The sequence below is a fragment of the Piezobacter thermophilus genome (assembly GCF_055386745.1).
In genome coordinates this window covers 1018830-1037052 of the sequence record NZ_AP042380.1, presented here as the reverse complement: position 1 = coordinate 1037052, position 18223 = coordinate 1018830, and the positions used below count along the sequence as shown (strand labels likewise).

The following is an 18223-nucleotide window of genomic DNA, read 5'->3' as shown; positions in this document are numbered from 1 at the left end:
TCACGCCACGCCGGGGAATGATCCCGGCAGGCCCTGACCAATTCCGAACCGGCCAACCCGAAGGTGGGGACCATGGATGCAATCCTTCTGCAAATTCTGAACGGGCTCGACAAGGGCTCGGCCTATGCGCTGATCGCGCTGGGACTGACACTGATCTTCGGCACGCTGGGCGTCGTCAACTTCGCCCATGGCGCACTGTTCATGATCGGTGCTTTCTGCGCCGTGACACTGAACCGGATCCTGAACCTGTCCTACGTGACCATCGACCCGACACAGAAGGATTTCCTGGGCAATCCGCTGAAGGTCAGCGTGCCCTATGTGAAGGGATGGTTCGGCGACGACTTCGGCGGCGCCATCATCGACTGGGCGGTACCGCTGTCGATCCTGTTCTCGATCCCGGTCATGCTGGCCGTCGGCTATGCGATGGAGCGCGGGCTGATCAAGCATTTCTACAAGCGCCCCCATGCCGATCAGATCCTTGTCACCTTCGGGCTGGCCATCGTGCTGCAGGAGGTGATCAAGTACTTCTTCGGCGCCAATCCGATCCCCACGCCGGCGCCCTCGGCCTTCAAGGGGTCGATGGATTTCGGCGTGATGCTGGGCTTTGATCCCAACGTCATCATCTACCCCGCCTGGCGCTTCGTCTATTTCCTGTTCTCGGTGCTCATCATCGGTGCGGTCTTCGCCTTCCTGCAGTTCACCACCTTCGGCATGGTGGTCCGCGCCGGCATGGCCGACCGCGAAACCGTGGGGCTGCTGGGCATCAACATCAACCGCCGTTTCACCATCATGTTCGCCATTGCCGCCGTCGTGGCCGGGCTGGCGGGGGTGATGTACACGCCCATCAACAGCCCCAACTACCACATGGGCATGGATTTTCTGGTCCTCAGCTTCGTGGTGGTGGTGGTCGGCGGCATGGGCTCGCTGCCCGGTGCCGTGCTGGCGGGCTTTCTGCTCGGCATTCTCGAAAGCTTCGCCTCGATGAACGAGATCAAGGCGATCGTTCCCGGTATCGACCAGATCATCATCTACCTGGTCGCCATCATCATTCTGCTGACCCGTCCGCGGGGCCTGATGGGCCGCAAGGGCGTGATGGAGGACTGACCCGATGTTCGGACTGAACAAGAAAGACACGTTCCTGATGCTGGTGGTGATGGCGCTGGTGCTGCTGGCCCCGTTCATCCTCAACCCCTTCCCCACCGACAGCGCCATGGCGCAGTTCAATGCCGGCTATCCGGACCTGATGCAGCGCTTCGTGATCTTCGGGATCTTCGCCATCGGCTTCAACATCCTGTTCGGGCTGACCGGCTACCTCTCTTTCGGGCATGCGGCCTTTCTGGGCGTGGGCTCCTACGCCGCAGTGTGGATGTTCAAGCTGCTCAGTTACAACGTGGTGCCGGCGATCATCCTGTCGGTGCTGGTGGCCGGGCTGTTCAGCGCGCTGATCGGCTTCATCAGCCTGCGCCGCTCGGGGATCTACTTCTCGATCCTGACGCTGGCCTTCGCCCAGATGAGCTACAACCTCGCCTATTCGGTGTTCACCCCCATCACCAATGGCGAAACCGGCCTGCAGGTCTACACTTCGGACCCGCAATATCTCAAGGGCGATGGCCCCGACGTGACCCATTTCTTCGGTCTCGAAATGGGATCCAGGTTCACGATGGAAATCGGCCCCTGGGCCTTCGACTTCTCGGCCGGTTACTATTTCAGCGCCATCATCATGCTGGTGTCGTTCTACCTGGCCATCCGCATCTTCCGGTCGCCCTTCGGGCTGATGCTGCGGGCAGTGAAGTGCAACCAGCAGCGGATGACCTATACCGGCCTCAACACCCGGCCCTACACGCTGGCCGCCTTCGTCATCTCGGGCATGTATGCCGGCCTGGCCGGTGGCCTGCTGGCGGCGATGGACCCGCTGGCCGGGGCCGAGCGGATGCAGTGGACGGCCAGTGGCGAGGTGGTCCTCATGACCATCCTCGGCGGCGCCGGCACGCTGATCGGCCCGGTGCTGGGGGCGGGCTTCATCAAGTATTTCGAGAACATCTTCTCGAAGATCAACGAGAACGTCCTCGAGGCGTGGTTCTCCTTCCTGCCCGAATCCCTGCGCGAGTTCGTGATCACCATCGTCAGCCCCTTCGTCGGCGAAGGCTGGTCGCTGACGCTGGGGCTGATGTTCATGCTGGTGGTCATCTTCCTGCCCGGCGGCCTTGTCGAGGGCGGCCAGCGCATTGCCGCCTGGATCCGCGGCCGCGGCAGAAAACCCGACGAGGGCGATGCCGGGCATCAGCCCAAACCCTCGCCGCATGCGGCCGAATGAGAAGGAGCGACTGACATGGGTATCCTCGAAGTCAAGAATGTCAGCAAGAACTTCGGCGGCCTCAAGGCGCTGAGCAACGTCAACCTCAGCGTTCAGGCCAACAGCGTTCACGCCATCATCGGCCCCAACGGCGCGGGCAAGTCCACGCTGCTGAACGTTCTGGTGGGCAAGCTGATCCCGGACACCGGCAGCGTCATGTTCGACGGCCAGTCGGTGCTGGGGCGGCAGCCCTACGAGATCAACCAGATGGGCATTTCGCGCGTCTTTCAGACGCCGGAGATCTTCGGCGAGCTCAGCGTGCTGGAAAACATGATGATCCCGATCCTCGCCCGCCGGGACGGCGCCTTCCGCCTGCGCGCGCTGGAGCGCATGTCGGGAGAGCGCGACATCATCGAGGCGGCCGAGCGCATGCTGGACGAGATGAACATGGCCGACAAGCGGCACATGAACTCGGCCTCGCTGTCGCGCGGCGACAAGCGGCGGCTGGAAATCGCCATGTGCCTGAGCCAGAATCCGCGGCTTCTGCTGCTGGACGAACCCACCGCCGGCATGGCGCGGGCCGATACCAACAACACCATCGACCTGCTCAAGCAGATCAAGGAAGAGCGTGACATCACCATCGCCATCATCGAACACGACATGCACGTGGTGTTCAGCCTGGCCGAGCGGATCACCGTGCTGGCCCAGGGCACGCCGCTGGTCGAGGACACCCCCGAGAAGATCAAGGGCCATCCCAAGGTACGCGAAGCCTACCTGGGCGAGTCGGCGTAAGGAGACAGGAAAATGAACGTCAAACCCGACTTTTCCAAGAACGCCAACATGGCCGAAACGGCCCCGGCCTTCCTCTCGGTCTGGGACATCCACGCCTATTACGGCGAAAGCTACATCGTCCAGGGGATCAGCTTCAACGTGCACGAGGGCGAGATCCTGGCCCTTCTGGGACGCAACGGGGCGGGCAAGACCTCGACCCTGCGCTCGATCGCGCGCATCGGCAGCCCGCTGGTGACCCATGGCGAAATCTGGCTGGACCACCAGCCGCTGCACCGGATGGAAAGCTGGCAGGCCTCGATGGCGGGGCTGGGTCTGGTGCCCGAGGACCGCCGCATCATCCCCGGTCTCACGGTCGAGGAAAACCTCAAGCTGGCCCAGATCGCCCCACCCATCGGCTGGGAGCTCGACCGTCTCTACGAGCTGTTCCCGCGGCTGGGCGAACGCCGCAACCAGGAGGGGGTGACGCTTTCGGGCGGCGAACAGCAGATGCTGTCGATTGCCCGGGCGCTGGCGCGCGACATCAAGGTGCTGTTGCTGGACGAACCCTACGAGGGGCTGGCCCCGGTGATCGTGGACGAGATCGAAAAGACGCTGATCCACATCAAGGAACAGGGCATGACCACGATCATCGTCGAACAGAACGCCGTGCGCGCGCTGGAGCTGGCCGACCGCGCGGTGATCCTCGACACCGGCAGCATCGTGTTCGACGGCACCGCGGCGGAGGTGCTGGGCGACGCCGAACTGCGGGCGGAATACCTGGCGATCTGAACAGAGTGGGATTCTCCCCGTCGCGCTGGCCGGACGGCCGGTGCCGACAACTGGGCCGGTCCGCTGCGACCGGCCCTTTCTTTTGCGCCCTTGCCCACCGGTCGCGGCCCTCGGGGCACGATGCGGGGGCATCTCACCCCTTGGGTCTGGACAAGCGGTCGGAAATCACCACATTGGCCCGAAAATCGCGAACCCACCGGCCGACCGACCGCCCCTGCACCAATCGGAGAACGACCCTTGTCCCTTTTCCTGATCGTGGCGCTTCCCTTTCTGGGCGCGATCTTCCCGGCACTGCTGATCCGCGCGGGTCGTCAGGCCGCCGCCATGTCCACCGCCGCCGTGTCGCTTCTGGCGCTGATCGGGCTGCTGATCCACGCCCCGGCGGTGATGCGGGGAGAGGTGATCCTCGCCCGGCTCGACTGGCTGCCCGGCCTCGGCCTGAATGTCAATTTCCGCCTCGACGGGCTGGGCCTGCTGTTCGCGGGGCTGATTCTGGGCATCGGCATCCTGATCATCATCTATGCCCGCCACTATCTGTCGCGCCGCGACCCGATGGGGCTGTTCTATGCCTATCTGCTGCTGTTCCAGGGCGCGATGGTGGGCATCGTGCTGTCGGACAACATCCTGCTGCTGCTGATCTTCTGGGAACTGACCTCGCTGTCGTCGTTCCTGCTGATCGGGTTCTGGCGGCACCTGCCCGAGGGGCGGCAGGGCGCGCGCATGTCGCTGGCGGTGACCGCCGGAGGCGGGCTGGCGATGATCGCCGGGCTGCTGATCCTGGGCGACATCGCCGGCAGTTACGACCTGACCGACATCCTGCAGAACCGCGAGGCGATCCAGGCCTCGCCCCTCTACCTGCCGGCACTGGTGCTGATCCTGCTGGGGGCCTTCACCAAGTCGGCGCAGTTTCCGTTCCACTTCTGGCTGCCGCACGCCATGGCTGCGCCGACGCCGGTCTCGGCCTATCTGCACTCGGCCACCATGGTGAAGGCGGGGCTGTTCCTGATGGCACGGCTGTGGCCGGTGCTGGCCGGCACCGACGCCTGGTTCTACCTGGTGGCCACGACCGGGCTGGTGACCATGCTGATCGGGGCGGTGATCGCGCTGTTCAAGGACGACCTCAAGGCGCTGCTGGCCTTCTCGACCGTCAGCCAGCTGGGGCTGATCACCATGCTGCTGGGCTTCGGCACCAAGATCGCGGCGATCATCGCCATCTTCCACATCATCAACCACGCCACCTTCAAGGCGGCGCTGTTCATGTCGGCCGGAATCGTCGATCACGCCACCCATACCCGCGACATCAAGCGCCTGGGAGGGCTGGCGCGGCTGATGCCGATCACCTTCACCATCGCCCTGATCGGAGGGCTGTCCATGGCCGGCGTTCCGCCCTTCAACGGCTTCATCTCGAAGGAAATGATGCTGGAGGAGGCCGCCCATACCGCGTGGTTCGGCATGGACAGTTTCGTGCCGGTGCTGGCGACCCTGGCGGCGATATTCTCGGCCGCCTATTCCTTCCGCTTCTTCGCCCACACCTTCCTGGGGCCGCGGCGCGGCGACGCCCCGGCGCAACCACACGACCCCGGCCCGGGGCTGTGGCTGCCGCCGACCGTCCTGACCACGCTGGTGGTGCTCATCGGCCTCTTCCCCATGGTCTTCGCGGCCCCGATCCTGGAGACCGCGGCCGGGGCCGTCGTGGGCGGCGGGCTGCCCGAATTCAAGCTCAAGCTGTGGGCCGGGATCTCGCCGGCACTGATCATGTCGGTGATCGCGCTGAGCGGCGGGCTGTTCCTGCTGGCCGGACACCGGGGCCTGGAGCGGACCTGGAATGCCGTTCCGCGCCCCGAGGCCAAGCGGATCTACGACGCCGCCATCTCGGCGCTGACGGCGGCCAGCCGGGTGGTGACCGACCGGTTGCATGACGGAGCCATGACCCGCTATGCCGCGATCCTGGTTGCCTTCACGCTTGGCCTGACCGGCTATGCCTGGCTGACCGGCGGGATCGGGCCGCAGACGCGGCCGATGATCCCGATCACCCCGATCCCGCTGGCCGCATGGATCGGCATCATCACCGCCACCGGCTGCATCGTCGCCTGCCACCGCAACCGCCTGCTGTCGCTGGTTCTGATCGGAGTTGTCGGGCTGGTGGTGTCGCTGGCCTTCAACTACCTGTCGGCGCCCGACCTTGCGCTGACGCAGATCTCGGTCGAGGTGGTGACCATCATCCTGATGCTGCTGGCGCTGAATTTCCTGCCCAAGGAGACCCCGCGCGAAAGCAGCCCCGCCCGGCGGATGCGCGACGGAACGCTTTCGGTGGCGGCCGGGCTGGGGGTCGGCGGGTTGGCCTATGCGCTGATGACGCGCGATTTCGCCTTTCCCACGATTTCGAAATACCACCTGGACAATTCCTACAGCCTTGCCGGCGGCAAGAACGTGGTCAACGTGATCCTGGTGGACTTCCGCGGCTATGACACCTTCGGCGAAATCACCGTTCTGGGCATCGCCGCCATCATCATCTACGCAATCACCCGCGCGGTGCTGGCCAGCCCGGTGCGCGCCTATCTTCTGAACCGCAAGCCCGACGCGCCGCAATCAGGGGACGCACACCCGCTGATCATGGTCGTCGTCACCCGCATGATGATGCCGGTGGCGCTGATGGTGGCGGTCTACATCTTCTTCCGCGGCCACAACCTGCCGGGCGGCGGCTTCATTGCCGGCCTGATCGCCGCCATCGCGGTCATCATGCAGTACATGGCCTCGGGCTTTTCCTGGGCCGTCGAGCGCCAGCGCTATCCCTATCACGCGATCATCGGCTCGGGGGTGCTCATCGCCGCGGTGACCGGCATGGGGGCGTGGTTCAACGGCAAGCCGTTCCTGACCAGCGATTTCGGCAAGTTCCTCTATCCACCGCTGGAGGAGTTCGAACTGGCCACCGCCGCGCTTTTCGACCTGGGCGTGTTCCTGGCGGTGGTCGGGGCAACGCTGCTGGCTCTCGACAGCCTGGCCCGGTTCGCCTGGCAGCCGGGAATGGAAAGCGAACACCCCATGGACATCAACCCGGCCCGCGAAGAAGAAGATGACGACGACGAGGCCGCACAGCCGATCAAGGAGGCCGTCTGAGATGGAAATGCTTGTCGCCTCGGCCGTTGGCGTGCTCACCGCCGCCGGGGTCTATCTGGTGCTGCGGCTGCGCACCTTTCCGGTGATCCTGGGGCTGTCGCTGCTGTCCTACGCGGTCAACGTGTTCATCTTCGCCTCGGGGCGGCTGATGCTGAACGCGCCGCCGATCCTGGACCCCTACAGCGAGGGCATGACCTATACCGACCCGCTGCCGCAGGCGCTGGTGCTGACCGCGATCGTGATTTCCTTCGGGATGACGGCGGTGACGGTGATGATCGCGCTGGGCGGGTTCCTGTCCGACCGGGATGATCGCATCGACATGCCCGAAGAGGCCGGAGAGGACGCATGAATCACCTCATCATCCTGCCCGTGATCCTGCCCGCCCTGCTGGGACCGTTCATCGTCATGGTGCTGCGCCATCACATCAGCCTGATGCGCATCTTTTCCATTGGCGGCACGGTGCTGCTGACTGCCATCTGTTTCGCGCTGCTGGCACAGGCCTCGACCGGCGTCGTGCAGGTCTATGAACTGGGCGACTGGATCGCACCCTTCGGAATCGTCCTGGTGCTGGACCGGCTGTCGGCGCTGATGATCACCCTGACCGCGGTTCTGGCACTGGTGGTGCTGCTGCATGTGGTGGGCACCGGAAAGGATGCGCGCGGGCAGCTGTTCCACGCGCTCTACCAGTTCCAGCTGATGGGGATCATGGGCGCATTCCTGACCGGCGACGCCTTCAACCTGTTCGTCTTCTTCGAGGTCCTGCTGATCGCCTCCTACGGGTTGATGATCCATGGCGGCGGCGGGCAGAGGTTCCGGGCCGGGCTGCAATACGTGGTCTACAACCTGCTGGGATCGACCATCTTCCTGTTCGCGCTGGCCACGATCTACGGGGTGACCGGCACGCTGAACATGGCCGACCTGGCCCAGAAGGTGGCCCAGATGCCGCCCGAGGACACCGCACTGCTGCGGGTGGGGGCGGTCCTGCTGCTGCTGGTCTTCGCGATCAAGTCAGCGGTGCTGCCGCTGCATTTCTGGCTGCCGGCCACCTATGCCAACGCCCCCTTCGCGGTGGCCGCGCTGTTTGCGATCATGACCAAGGTCGGCGTCTATTCCATCCTGCGCATGTTCACGCTGGTTTTCGGGCCCGACATTGCCGCCACCGCGGGCCTTGCCGGCGACTGGCTGCTGCCGGCGGCACTGGCCACGCTGGCGGTCGGGTCGGTGGGCATTCTCGGCGCCCGAGAAATCGGACGCCTCGCGGCCTTCGCAGCCATCGCTTCGGTCGGAACGCTGCTCACGGCCGTGGCGCTGTTCTCGCCACAGGCGGCGGCGGCGGCAGTCTATTACGCGGTCCACTCGACCCTGGCCGGGGCGCTGCTGTTCCTTGTTGCGGACCTGGTCAAGTCGCGCCGGGGCGGCGCCATCGACCTGGCCCCGCCCATGCCCCAGCGGGGGATGATCGCCGCGCTGTTCTTTCTTGCCGCCATCGCCGCCGCAGGAATGCCGCCGCTGTCAGGTTTCGTGGGCAAGCTGATGGTCCTGGACGCCACGAGGCAGCAGGATTACGCGGCCGCCATCTGGGGGGTGATCCTGGTCACCTCGCTGGTCACGATCGTGGGCCTTGCCCGCGCCGGCTCGATCCTGTTCTGGAAACCGCATGACCCGGCCTGCCAGTTCGCCGGGCCCGAGCCGCGCCGGGCACCGCAGGAGGATGCCGCGCGCGAGCGGGCAGCGGCCCTGCCGCTGGTGGCAACATCGACGCTGGCGGTCGGCATCGTCGCCCTGACCGTCTTTGCCGGTCCGGCGATGAACTATGCCACCGCCACCGCCGAACAGCTCTTCGATCCCTCGATCATGATCGACGCCGTGCTGAGGAGGCCTTGACCCATGCGTTTCCTGCAAAGGCTTTTCCCCCATCCGCTGCTGACCGGCCTGCTGACGCTGATCTGGCTGCTGCTGGTCAACCGCTGGTCGCTCAACTCGCTGCTGTTCGGCTTCTTCCTCGGCATCGTCATCCCGGTGGTCACGAACCCCTACTGGCCCAGCCGGCCAATGCTGAAGCGGCCGATGAAGATTGCCGAGTATCTCTTGATCGCGCTGTGGGACATCCTTGTGGCCAATGTGGTGGTCGCCCGGCTGGTTCTGTTCCGGCGGGCACAGGATCTGCAACCGCACTGGATCTCGATTCCGCTGGAACTGCGCCGCCCCGAGGCGATCACCGCGCTGGCCGCGACGATCACGCTGACCCCCGGGACGGTCTCGGCCGACCTGTCGGCAAAAGGACACTACCTTCTGGTCCACTGCCTGCACGCGCCCGACCCGGATTCGGTCGTGGAAGAGATCAAGTCGCGCTATGAACGCCGCCTGCTGGAGATTTTCGAATGATGATCTACGCCGCCTATTTCGCACTGGGCTGTTACGGTCTGGCCATGCTGATGAACCTGTGGAAGGTGGCCACCGCCGACCATATCGGCGACCGGATCCTGGCGCTGGATACCATGGTCATCAACGCGATCGCGCTGCTGGTTCTCTACGGGCTCGCCTATGGCACCGAGGTCTATTTCGAGGCCGTCCTCATCATCGCCATGCTGGGATTCGTCTCGACCGTGGCCTATGCGCGCTATCTGCTGCGCGGCAACATCATCGAGTGATCCCATGGCCAGCCTGTCCGAATTCCTGATCTCCGCCCTTCTCGTCATCAGCGGCATCTTCGGTTTCGTGGGCTCGTTCGGCCTGATCAAGCTGCGCGATTCCATGTCGCGCCTGCACGCGCCCACCAAGGCTACCACGGTCGGCGTGGGCGCGGTGCTGATCGCGTCGATGATCCATGCCGCGGCCTTCGAGGCCCACCCGTCATTCCACGAGCTGCTCATCACCCTGTTCCTGGTGCTGACCGCGCCGGTCACCGCCTTCTTCATCGCCAAGGTGCACATCCACCGCCACGAAACGCCGCAAAGCATGCCGCAGCCCGGAGAAGATCGGCTCTGGGCCACCCATGACACCGACGAGGGGGAGCAGGCCGACGACGACAAGGCGGACAAAGGGGGAAGCAACCGGAAAGGCGACGGGCCGGGCACGCCCTGACGCCCCTGCGGCGCAGCGCAGTCTTGCAGCCCGCGCCGCTTTGGTCCACCACGGAAGGCACACCCGCCCGCTCCAAAGGCCGCAATCGGTTCGGAACCCGGAATGCACGCCCCGCCCCTTCCTCTCACCCGCGATCTCGTCCTCGTAGGCGGCGGCCACAGCCATGCGCTGGTGCTGCGCAAATGGGGGATGCAGCCGCTTGCCGGGGTGCGGGTCACCGTCATCAACCCCGGCCCGACGGCCCCCTATTCGGGAATGCTGCCCGGATTCGTCGCCGGCCACTACGCGCGCGACGAGCTGGACATCGACCTGGTGAAGCTGGCCCGTTTCGCCGGCGCGCGGCTGATTCCGGGGACGGTGGAGGGGCTGGACCCGGTCAACCGGCTGGTGCATCTGCGCGGTCGGGCGCCGATCGCCTATGATGTAGCCTCGGTCAATGTGGGCATTACCTCGGCCATGCCCGATCTGCCGGGATTTGCCGAAAATGCCGTCCCGGCCAAGCCGCTGGGCCCCTTCGCGCAGCGTTGGGCGGCCTGGCGTGACGAAGGCGGGCCGGCCCGGGTGGTGGTCATCGGCGGCGGCGTGGCCGGGGCCGAGCTGGCCATGGCCATGGCCTTCGCCCTGCGCGAACGGGGCCGGGAATTTCAGCTTCACCTGATCGACAGCGCCCGGGCGCTTTCGGCCCTGGTGCCGCGCGCCGCGCGGCTGATCCGGGCGGAAATGGCACGGCTGGGCATCACTGTGGTCGAACATGCGCCGGTTGCGCGGGTTGCGCCCGATCACGTGGCCCTGGCCGACGGGCGCCGGATCGCGGCGGATTTCACCACCGGCGCCGCCGGGGCGCGCCCCTGGCCCTGGATCGCCGAGACCGGCCTTGCCCTGCACGAGGGCTTCATCGCCGTCGATGCCTTCCTGCGCAGCTCGGACCCGGCGGTGTTCGCCGCCGGCGACTGCGCCCACCTCACCCATGCCCCGCGCCCCAAGGCCGGGGTCTATGCAGTGCGCGAGGCGCCGGTGCTGTTCGACAATCTCCGCGCCGCGCTGTCGGGAGGGCGCCTGCGCCACTACCGGCCGCAGAAGGACTACCTCAAGCTGATCTCGCTGGGCGGGAAATCCGCGTTGGCGGAAAAATTCGGCACCGCGCTGCGTGGCGCGCCGATGTGGCGGTGGAAGGACCGGATCGACAGGCGCTTCATGGAAAAGTTCCGCGACCTGCCGCAGATGGCCGCCCCCAAGCTGCCCGCGTCCCATGCGCTGGGCCTGGCCGAGGCGCTGGGTGACAAGCCGCTTTGCGGGGGCTGCGGCGCCAAGGTGGGGCGGGCGGCGCTGCGCGGGGCTCTGAACACGGCGGGCTCGGCCGGGCGGGACGACATCACCCCCCTGCCCGGAGATGATGCGGCGCTGCTGCATACGGGCGGGGCACGGCAGGTGATCAGCACCGACCACCTGCGGGCACTGGTCGAGGATCCGGCGCTGATGGCGCGGATTGCCGCGGTGCATGCCCTGGGCGACATCTGGGCAATGGGCGCCGCGCCCCAGGCGGCCACGGTCAGCCTGATCCTGCCGCGCATGAATGCGGCCCTTCAGCAACGCACAACGGCCGAGATCATGGAGGCCGCCGGCGCGGTGATGCGCGCGGCGGGGGCGGAAATCGTCGGCGGCCATACCTCGCTGGGCCATGAGCTGACCATCGGGTTCACGGTGACGGGGCTGTGCGAGCGCGCTCCGATCACCCTGGCCGGAGGGCGCCCGGGCGATGCGCTGATCCTGACCAAGCCCCTGGGCAGCGGCGTACTGATGGCGGCGGAAATGGCCGGCAGGGCACGGGGCGAATGGGTCGTTGCGGCCTGGAAACAGATGACGCAGCCGCAGGATCGGGCCGCCCGGATCCTGCGCGGCGCCCATGCCATGACCGATGTCACCGGTTTCGGGCTGGCCGGGCATCTGCTGGGCATCTGCGAGGCCTCGGGCACCGGCGCCGAGCTGGATCTCGGCGCGATACCGCTCATGGACGGGGCTGAAGAGCTGGCGCGGGCTGGGATCCGGTCCTCGATCTTTGCCGACAACCGCGCGCTTGCCCCCGAACTGCCCGAGGGCGGCCGGGCGGATCTGCTTTTCGACCCGCAGACGGCCGGAGGCCTGCTGGCGGCGGTGAAGACCGAAGACGCGGATCGGCTGGTCGCGGCGCTGCGCGCATCCGGCCATGGCGCCGCAACGGTCATGGGCCGGCTGGTCGAAGGGCCTCCGCGCCTGTCTCTGACCTGACCCCGACCGCCCCTGACCCCGACCGCCCGCGCCGCCGGATCAGGAGCCAGCCGCCCGCGTTCACTCCAGCCGCTTGCGGATGCGCCGGACCGACCACCACACCAGCGCAAAGACCGGCAGCACCAGCGCCGCCGTCAGCATCCCCTTCGATATCCCCAGAGGCCCGGCCAGGGGGTAGAAGAGATAGCCCGCCAGCGACACGGCATAATAGCTGATGGCCACGGTGGACAGCCCCTCGACCGTGTGCTGCAGGCGCAGCTGCAGCGCCGCGCGCCGGTCCATCGAGGACAGGAGCGCCTGGTTCTGGGCGCTGCGCTCCACGTCCACCCGCGTGCGCAGCAGGTTTCCGGCCCGCATCGCCCGGTCCGCCAGCTTGCGCAACCGCGCCTCGGTGGCCTGAACCGTGCGCATGGCCGGGTCGTAGCGGCGGGTCATGAATTCGGCGAAGGTCTGGCGCCCGGCCAGGCGCTCTTCGCGCAGCAGTTCGATCCGTTCGCGCACGATGGCCTGATAGGCGGCGGTGGCCTCGAAGCGGAAGGATTCCTGCGCCGCCATCGCCTCCAGCTCGGCCGAGATTTCCAGCAGCCCGTTCAGCGTCTCCTCAGCCGAGGCGCTCTCGAGCGTCATCGCCGTGGTCAGCCGGGCCAGCGCCGCGCCCTGTTCGTCAAGCCGGTTCCACAGCCCCTTGGCGCGGGCAAAGCCCAGCATCGACATGGACTTGTAGGTTTCGATGTCGCACAGGCGCTGGACCACGCGACCCACCCGCCGCGGCCCGGTGTCGGGGTTGACGAAGACCGCCATGCGCACATGGCCCGCCGGGTCGATGCGGAAATCGCTGGCCACCACCGCCTGGTCGTCCAGAACCCGGGCGGCGGCGACGCTTTCGGCCACGAACCACTCGTCCAGCGTCGCGCGCAGCGCGTCCTCGTCCGGGCGCGGGCAGATGCGCATCATCAGCGAGGTCACCCGCGTGCCCGGCGCGGCCTTCAGCCAGTCGCTCGGGAAGACCTCGAAGTCCACCGGATCGAAGGGGCGGCTGCCGTTCCCGTCGCAGAAGGCCATGAAGGTGACGAATTCGCTGTGGCTTTCCCATTTCAGCGTGTGGCGCCCGATCCGCACCATGTGGTGGCTGGCCCCCGGTTGCGGGTGCGGCGCGCCATGGCGGTCGAGCAGCGCCTGGAGATGCGCAAGATCCGCCGCACGGCCGCCGGACGCGTCCTCGGGGCGCTTGATCGCCAGAAAGACCAGCGTGGCCGGTGCCTTCAGCGCCGGAAAGGGGCGGGCGTGCAGTTCGTTGGCAAGCTGATAGCGCAGCGGATGGTCTTCTATCGGCGGCATGGCGGCTCCCTCGTCATGGGGCCACTATACGGTCTGCGCCCCGGTTGAAAACCGGCCATCCGGTCGCCCCGGTCAGCGCCGCGCCGGGGCGCGCAGCATCGCCACCACTCCCAGGGCGGCAATGCCCGCGCCGGACAGGAAGGTGAGAGCCGGACCGCCAACGGCCCAAAGCGCCCCAGCCAGAAGGCTTGCGCCCAGCAGCGTCAGCCCGGAAACCAGGTTGAAGATGCCGAAGGCCGTGGCCCGCAGATCTTCGGGAGCGGTATCCGCGACCATTGCCTGCAACAGCCCCTGCGACAGCCCCAGGTGCAACCCCCACAGCGCAATGCCGGCAAAGACCGCCACGAGGCCACCCGCGAAGGCCAGCATCAGGTCGGCCGCGATCAGCGCGGCAAAACCCGCGGCAAGGATGCGGCGCGGCGGCATCCGGTCGCCCAGCGCCCCGGCCGGGTAGGAGCTGAGCGAGGACACCACGTGCACCGCCACCAGAACCAGCGGCGCCAGTGCTACCGCAAGGCCCAGCCCCTCGGCCCGGAGGATGACGAAGGCCTCGCTGAACCGGGCCAGGGTGAGCAGCCCGGCCACGCCCACGACCGCCCAGAAGGGCCCACCCATGCGCCGCAGCGTTGCCGGGTCCAGCGGCAGCCGCCGGCGCTCGGCCTGCCCCGCGCGGGGGGCAGGTTCATGGACGAAGAGAACCAGGACCGCCACCGCCGCCATCCCCGGAACCAGCGCCACCCAGAACACCGCGCGGATATTGCCGGCAAACAGCAGCATCAGTCCGATGGCGGCCAGCGGTCCCACGAAGGCCCCGACATTGTCCAGCGCCTGGCGCAAACCGTAGGCTGCTCCGCGCATTCCCGGCGCCACCAGGTCGGCCACCAGCGCATCGCGCGGCGCACCGCGAATTCCCTTGCCTGTCCGGTCGGCAATGCGCGCGCCTGCGACCCACAGCGCCGTCGGCGCAGAGGCGAAGACCGGCTTGGACAGGGTGGACAGGCCATAGCCGATCACGGCCAGCAGCTTGCGCCTGCCCAGCCGGTCGCTGATCACGCCCGAGAACAGCTTGACGATCGAGGCAGTGGCCTCCCCGATCCCCTCGATCAGGCCCACCGTTACCGTGCTCGCGCCCAGCGTGCCGACCAGAAAGACCGGCATCAGCCCGTGGATCATCTCGGAGGAAACGTCCATCAGAAGGCTGACTACACCGATGGCCCAGATCGCGCCGGGCAGGCGCCGGGCGGCAGATCTCGTGGGGTCGGGCATGGGGCACGTCCTTTCCGCGGCCGACGATCCGCTCTGCCAGGCAAAATGGCAAGAGAAAACCCGGCCCCTTTCGGGACCGGGTCTGCGGGATTTCGCATCCCTGCCGGATCAGTCGATCAACGGCAGCAGCTTGTCGAGACTCTCGCGGGCGTCGCCGTAGAACATGCGCGTGTTCTCCTTGTAGAACAGCGGGTTCTCGATCCCCGAATAGCCGGTGCCCTGGCCGCGCTTCATCACGAAGACCTGCTTGGCCTTCCACACCTCCAGCACCGGCATGCCGGCGATGGGGCTGTTGGGATCCTCCTGCGCGGCCGGGTTCACGATGTCGTTCGAGCCGATCACGATCACCACGTCGGTGTCGGGGAAGTCGTCGTTGATCTCCTCCATCTCCAGCACGATGTCATAGGGCACCTTGGCCTCGGCCAGCAGCACGTTCATGTGCCCCGGCAGGCGGCCCGCCACCGGGTGGATGCCGAAGCGCACGTTCTTGCCGGCATCGCGCAGCTTGCGGGTCAGTTCGGAAACCGCGTTCTGCGCCTGCGCCACCGCCATGCCGTAGCCGGGCACGATGATGATGCTGTCGGCATCGTTCAGCGCAGCGGCCACGCCGTCGGCGTCGATGGCGACCATTTCGCCCTCGACCTCCATCGCCGGGCCGGAGCTGCCGCCGAAGCCGCCCAGGATCACCGAGATGAAGGACCGGTTCATGGCCTTGCACATGATGTAGGACAGGATCGCACCGGAAGAGCCCACCAGCGCGCCGACCACGATCAGCAGATCGTTGCCCAGACTGAACCCGATCGCCGCCGCGGCCCAGCCCGAGTAGCTGTTGAGCATCGACACCACCACCGGCATGTCGGCCCCGCCGATGCCCATGATCAGGTGATAGCCGATGAACAGCGCCGCCAGGGTCATCACGATCACCGGCAGCAGGCTTCCGGTATTGAAGTACCAGATCAGGCAGACCAGCGAGAGCGCCGCCGCGGCCGCGTTCAGGGCGTGCCCGCCGGGCAGCTTGGTGGCGGCCGAGCTGACCTTGCCGGCCAGCTTGCCATAGGCCACCACCGAGCCGGTGAAGGTCACCGCCCCGATGAAGATGCCCAGGAACAGCTCGACCCGCAGGATGTTGTGTTCGACCGGAGACTTCTCGGCCAGAACGGCGGCAAAGCCGGCAAGCGCCTCGCGCGCCGCCTCGTCCATGGCCAGGACGCGGACCTGCTCGAAATGGGCGTTGAAGCCGACGAACACGGCGGCCAGGCCCACCAGCGAATGCATCGCCGCCACCAGCTGGGGCATTTCGGTCATCTGCACCCGCCGTGCCACGTACTGGCCGATGACGCCGCCGGCCAGGATCAGGATCAGAGACAGCCCCCACAGCCCGGCACCAGGGCCGATCAGGGTGGCCAGCACCGCCAGAGCCATGCCGACGATGCCGTACCAGACCGCGCGCTTGGCGCTTTCCTGGTTGCTCAGCCCGCCCAGCGCCAGGATGAACAGAACGGCGGCAACCACATAGACCGCAGTCGTGAAACCGTAACTCATTGCTGCCGCCTCCTCAGGATTTCTGGAACATGGCGAGCATGCGCCGGGTGACAAGGAAACCGCCGAAGATGTTGATCCCGGCCATGAATACCGACAGCGCGGCCAGCACGATCACCAGCCACGACCCGGACCCGATCTGCAGCAGCGCGCCCAGAATGATGATCGACGAAATCGCGTTGGTCACCGCCATCAGCGGCGTGTGCAGGGCATGGCTGACATTCCAGATCACCTGGAAGCCGACGAAGACGGCCAGCACGAAGACGGTGAAATGCTGCATGAAGCTGGCCGGCGCCACCGCACCCACCAGCATCAACAGCACCGCACCCACGGTCAGCAGCGTCACCTGCTGCCGCGTCTGGGCGCGAAACTCGGCGATCTCCTGCGCCCGCCGCTCTTCCGGCGTCAGTTCCTTGACTTCGGCCTTCTGCGGCTTTTTCGACGCGATCGCCTGCACCTTGGGCGGCGGCGGCGGGAAGGTGATCTCGCCCTGATAGGCCACGGTGGCGCCGCGGATCACGTCGTCTTCCATGTCGTGCACGATCTGGCCGTCCTTGTTCGGGGTCAGATCGGTCATCATGTGGCGGATGTTGGTGGCGTAAAGCGTCGAGGCCTGCGCCGCCATGCGCGAGGGGAAATCGGTATAGCCGATGATGATCACACCGTTGTCGGTGACCACCTTTTCGTCCTTGACCGTGCCTTCGACATTTCCGCCGCGCTCGGCCGCAAGGTCCACGATCACCGAGCCCGGCTTCATCGAGCGAACCATGTCCTCGGTCCACAGGACCGGGGCGGGGCGGTTCGGGATCAGGGCGGTGGTGATGACGATGTCCATGTCGGGCGCCATCTCGCGGAACTTGGCAAGCTGCGCCTCGCGGAACTCGGGGCTGGAGGGCTTGGCATAGCCGCCGGTCTCGGCCCCGTCCTGATCATCCTCGAAATCGAGATAGACGAACTCGGCCCCCATCGATTCGACCTGTTCGGCCACCTCGGGGCGCACGTCGAAGGCATAGACCACCGCGCCCAGCGACACGGCGGTTCCGATCGCGGCCAGCCCGGCCACACCCGCCCCCACCACCAGCACCTTGGCCGGCGGCACCTTGCCGGCGGCGGTGATCTGGCCGGTGAAGAAGCGGCCGAAATTGTTGCCCGCCTCGATCACCGCGCGGTAGCCGGCGATATTGGCCATGGACGAGAGCGCATCCATCTTCTGGGCCCGGCTGATCCGTGGCACCATCTCCATCGCGATGACGTTGGCGCCCTTTTCCTTCGCGATCTCCAGCCCCTTTTCGTTCCCTGCGGGATCGAAGAAGGAAATCAGCGTCTTGCCCTTGTTCAGGCGCTTGAGCTCGGTCTCGGTGGGCGGGCGCACCTTGGCGATGATGTCGGCCTCTTTCCACAGTGCGGCGGCGGTCTTGATGACGGTCACGCCGGCCTCTTCATAGGCCGCGTCCGAAAACCCCGCCTTCGCCCCGGCGCCCTTCTCAATCAGGCATTCATAGCCCAGCTTCTGCAGCTGGCGCGCCGAATCCGGGGTCATCGCGACCCGGTTCTCGCCTTTGCGAACTTCCTTAGGTGTCCCTATCTTCACCCGTCGGTCCCCCTTCTCGTTCAACCCGGGTGCAAACCTGACAGGTTTGCCGGGTTTTTAGCTACCCTTCCCCCCGCAAATCCGCAAGCATCAGGAAACATGATTGCTCCATTTGTCGCATTTGCGATGGATTTATTCGCGACACCCGGACCAGATCCGACACCGCCGGC

The 18223-nt window shown here is 66.6% G+C and carries 15 protein-coding genes; 11 read left to right on the top strand and 4 right to left on the bottom strand.

Features of this window, described 5'->3' with window-relative positions; translation table 11 throughout:
- Positions 1–72 precede the first annotated feature (72 nt).
- The 11 genes from ACZ5CM_RS04905 (at position 73) to selD (ending at position 12319) form a co-directional block, all read left to right on the top strand.
- Positions 73–1104, top strand: coding sequence for a branched-chain amino acid ABC transporter permease (locus ACZ5CM_RS04905; protein WP_464641597.1), 1032 nt, complete (start codon positions 73–75; stop codon positions 1102–1104).
- A 4-nt stretch (positions 1105–1108) separates the two neighbouring features.
- Complete coding sequence (locus ACZ5CM_RS04900; protein WP_464641596.1) at positions 1109–2314, top strand: branched-chain amino acid ABC transporter permease; 1206 nt, start codon at positions 1109–1111, stop codon at positions 2312–2314.
- A 15-nt stretch (positions 2315–2329) separates the two neighbouring features.
- Positions 2330–3085: an ABC transporter ATP-binding protein gene (locus tag ACZ5CM_RS04895; protein ID WP_464641595.1), complete on the top strand. Its 756-nt coding sequence runs from the start codon at positions 2330–2332 to the stop codon at positions 3083–3085.
- A 12-nt stretch (positions 3086–3097) separates the two neighbouring features.
- The gene (locus ACZ5CM_RS04890) at positions 3098–3853 is read left to right on the top strand and encodes an ABC transporter ATP-binding protein (protein ID WP_464641594.1); all 756 of its coding nucleotides are present in this window, start codon (positions 3098–3100) and stop codon (positions 3851–3853) included.
- A gap of 237 nt (positions 3854–4090) precedes the next feature.
- Positions 4091–6970 (top strand): monovalent cation/H+ antiporter subunit A, encoded by a 2880-nt coding sequence (locus tag ACZ5CM_RS04885; protein WP_464641593.1) that lies wholly within the window; start codon positions 4091–4093, stop codon positions 6968–6970.
- Position 6971: 1 nt separating this feature from the next.
- The gene (locus ACZ5CM_RS04880; RefSeq protein WP_464641592.1) at positions 6972–7319 is read left to right on the top strand and encodes a Na+/H+ antiporter subunit C; all 348 of its coding nucleotides are present in this window, start codon (positions 6972–6974) and stop codon (positions 7317–7319) included.
- A complete protein-coding gene (locus ACZ5CM_RS04875; RefSeq protein ID WP_464641591.1) occupies positions 7316–8854 on the top strand; it encodes a monovalent cation/H+ antiporter subunit D in 1539 nt (512 codons plus the stop codon). Before ACZ5CM_RS04880 ends, ACZ5CM_RS04875 begins: the two co-directional genes overlap by 4 nt.
- Before the next feature lie 3 nt (positions 8855–8857).
- Positions 8858–9355 (top strand): Na+/H+ antiporter subunit E, encoded by a 498-nt coding sequence (locus ACZ5CM_RS04870; RefSeq protein WP_464641590.1) that lies wholly within the window; start codon positions 8858–8860, stop codon positions 9353–9355.
- Positions 9352–9621 (top strand): K+/H+ antiporter subunit F, encoded by a 270-nt coding sequence (locus ACZ5CM_RS04865; protein WP_464641589.1) that lies wholly within the window; start codon positions 9352–9354, stop codon positions 9619–9621. Before ACZ5CM_RS04870 ends, ACZ5CM_RS04865 begins: the two co-directional genes overlap by 4 nt.
- A gap of 4 nt (positions 9622–9625) precedes the next feature.
- Positions 9626–10054, top strand: a complete 429-nt coding sequence (locus ACZ5CM_RS04860) for a Na+/H+ antiporter subunit G (protein WP_464641588.1) — start codon at positions 9626–9628, stop codon at positions 10052–10054.
- 102 nt (positions 10055–10156) lie between these two features.
- Positions 10157–12319, top strand: a complete 2163-nt coding sequence (gene selD / locus ACZ5CM_RS04855) for a selenide, water dikinase SelD (RefSeq protein ID WP_464641587.1) — start codon at positions 10157–10159, stop codon at positions 12317–12319.
- 60 nt (positions 12320–12379) lie between these two features.
- Here selD and ACZ5CM_RS04850 read toward each other — a convergent pair whose 3' ends face one another.
- The 4 genes from ACZ5CM_RS04850 to ACZ5CM_RS04835 all read right to left on the bottom strand — a co-directional run bounded on the left by ACZ5CM_RS04850 (position 12380) and on the right by ACZ5CM_RS04835 (position 18053).
- Positions 12380–13657 (bottom strand): DUF3422 family protein, encoded by a 1278-nt coding sequence (locus ACZ5CM_RS04850; RefSeq protein WP_464641586.1) that lies wholly within the window; start codon positions 13655–13657, stop codon positions 12380–12382.
- 72 nt (positions 13658–13729) lie between these two features.
- Entirely contained in the window at positions 13730–14923 is a 1194-nt protein-coding gene (locus ACZ5CM_RS04845; protein ID WP_464641585.1) for an MFS transporter, read from the bottom strand.
- A 108-nt stretch (positions 14924–15031) separates the two neighbouring features.
- On the bottom strand, positions 15032–16465 hold the full coding sequence (locus ACZ5CM_RS04840; RefSeq protein WP_464641584.1) for an NAD(P)(+) transhydrogenase (Re/Si-specific) subunit beta: 1434 nt from the start codon (positions 16463–16465) through the stop codon (positions 15032–15034).
- A gap of 13 nt (positions 16466–16478) precedes the next feature.
- Positions 16479–18053, bottom strand: coding sequence for a Re/Si-specific NAD(P)(+) transhydrogenase subunit alpha (locus ACZ5CM_RS04835; RefSeq protein WP_464641583.1), 1575 nt, complete (start codon positions 18051–18053; stop codon positions 16479–16481).
- Positions 18054–18223: the final 170 nt, after the last annotated feature.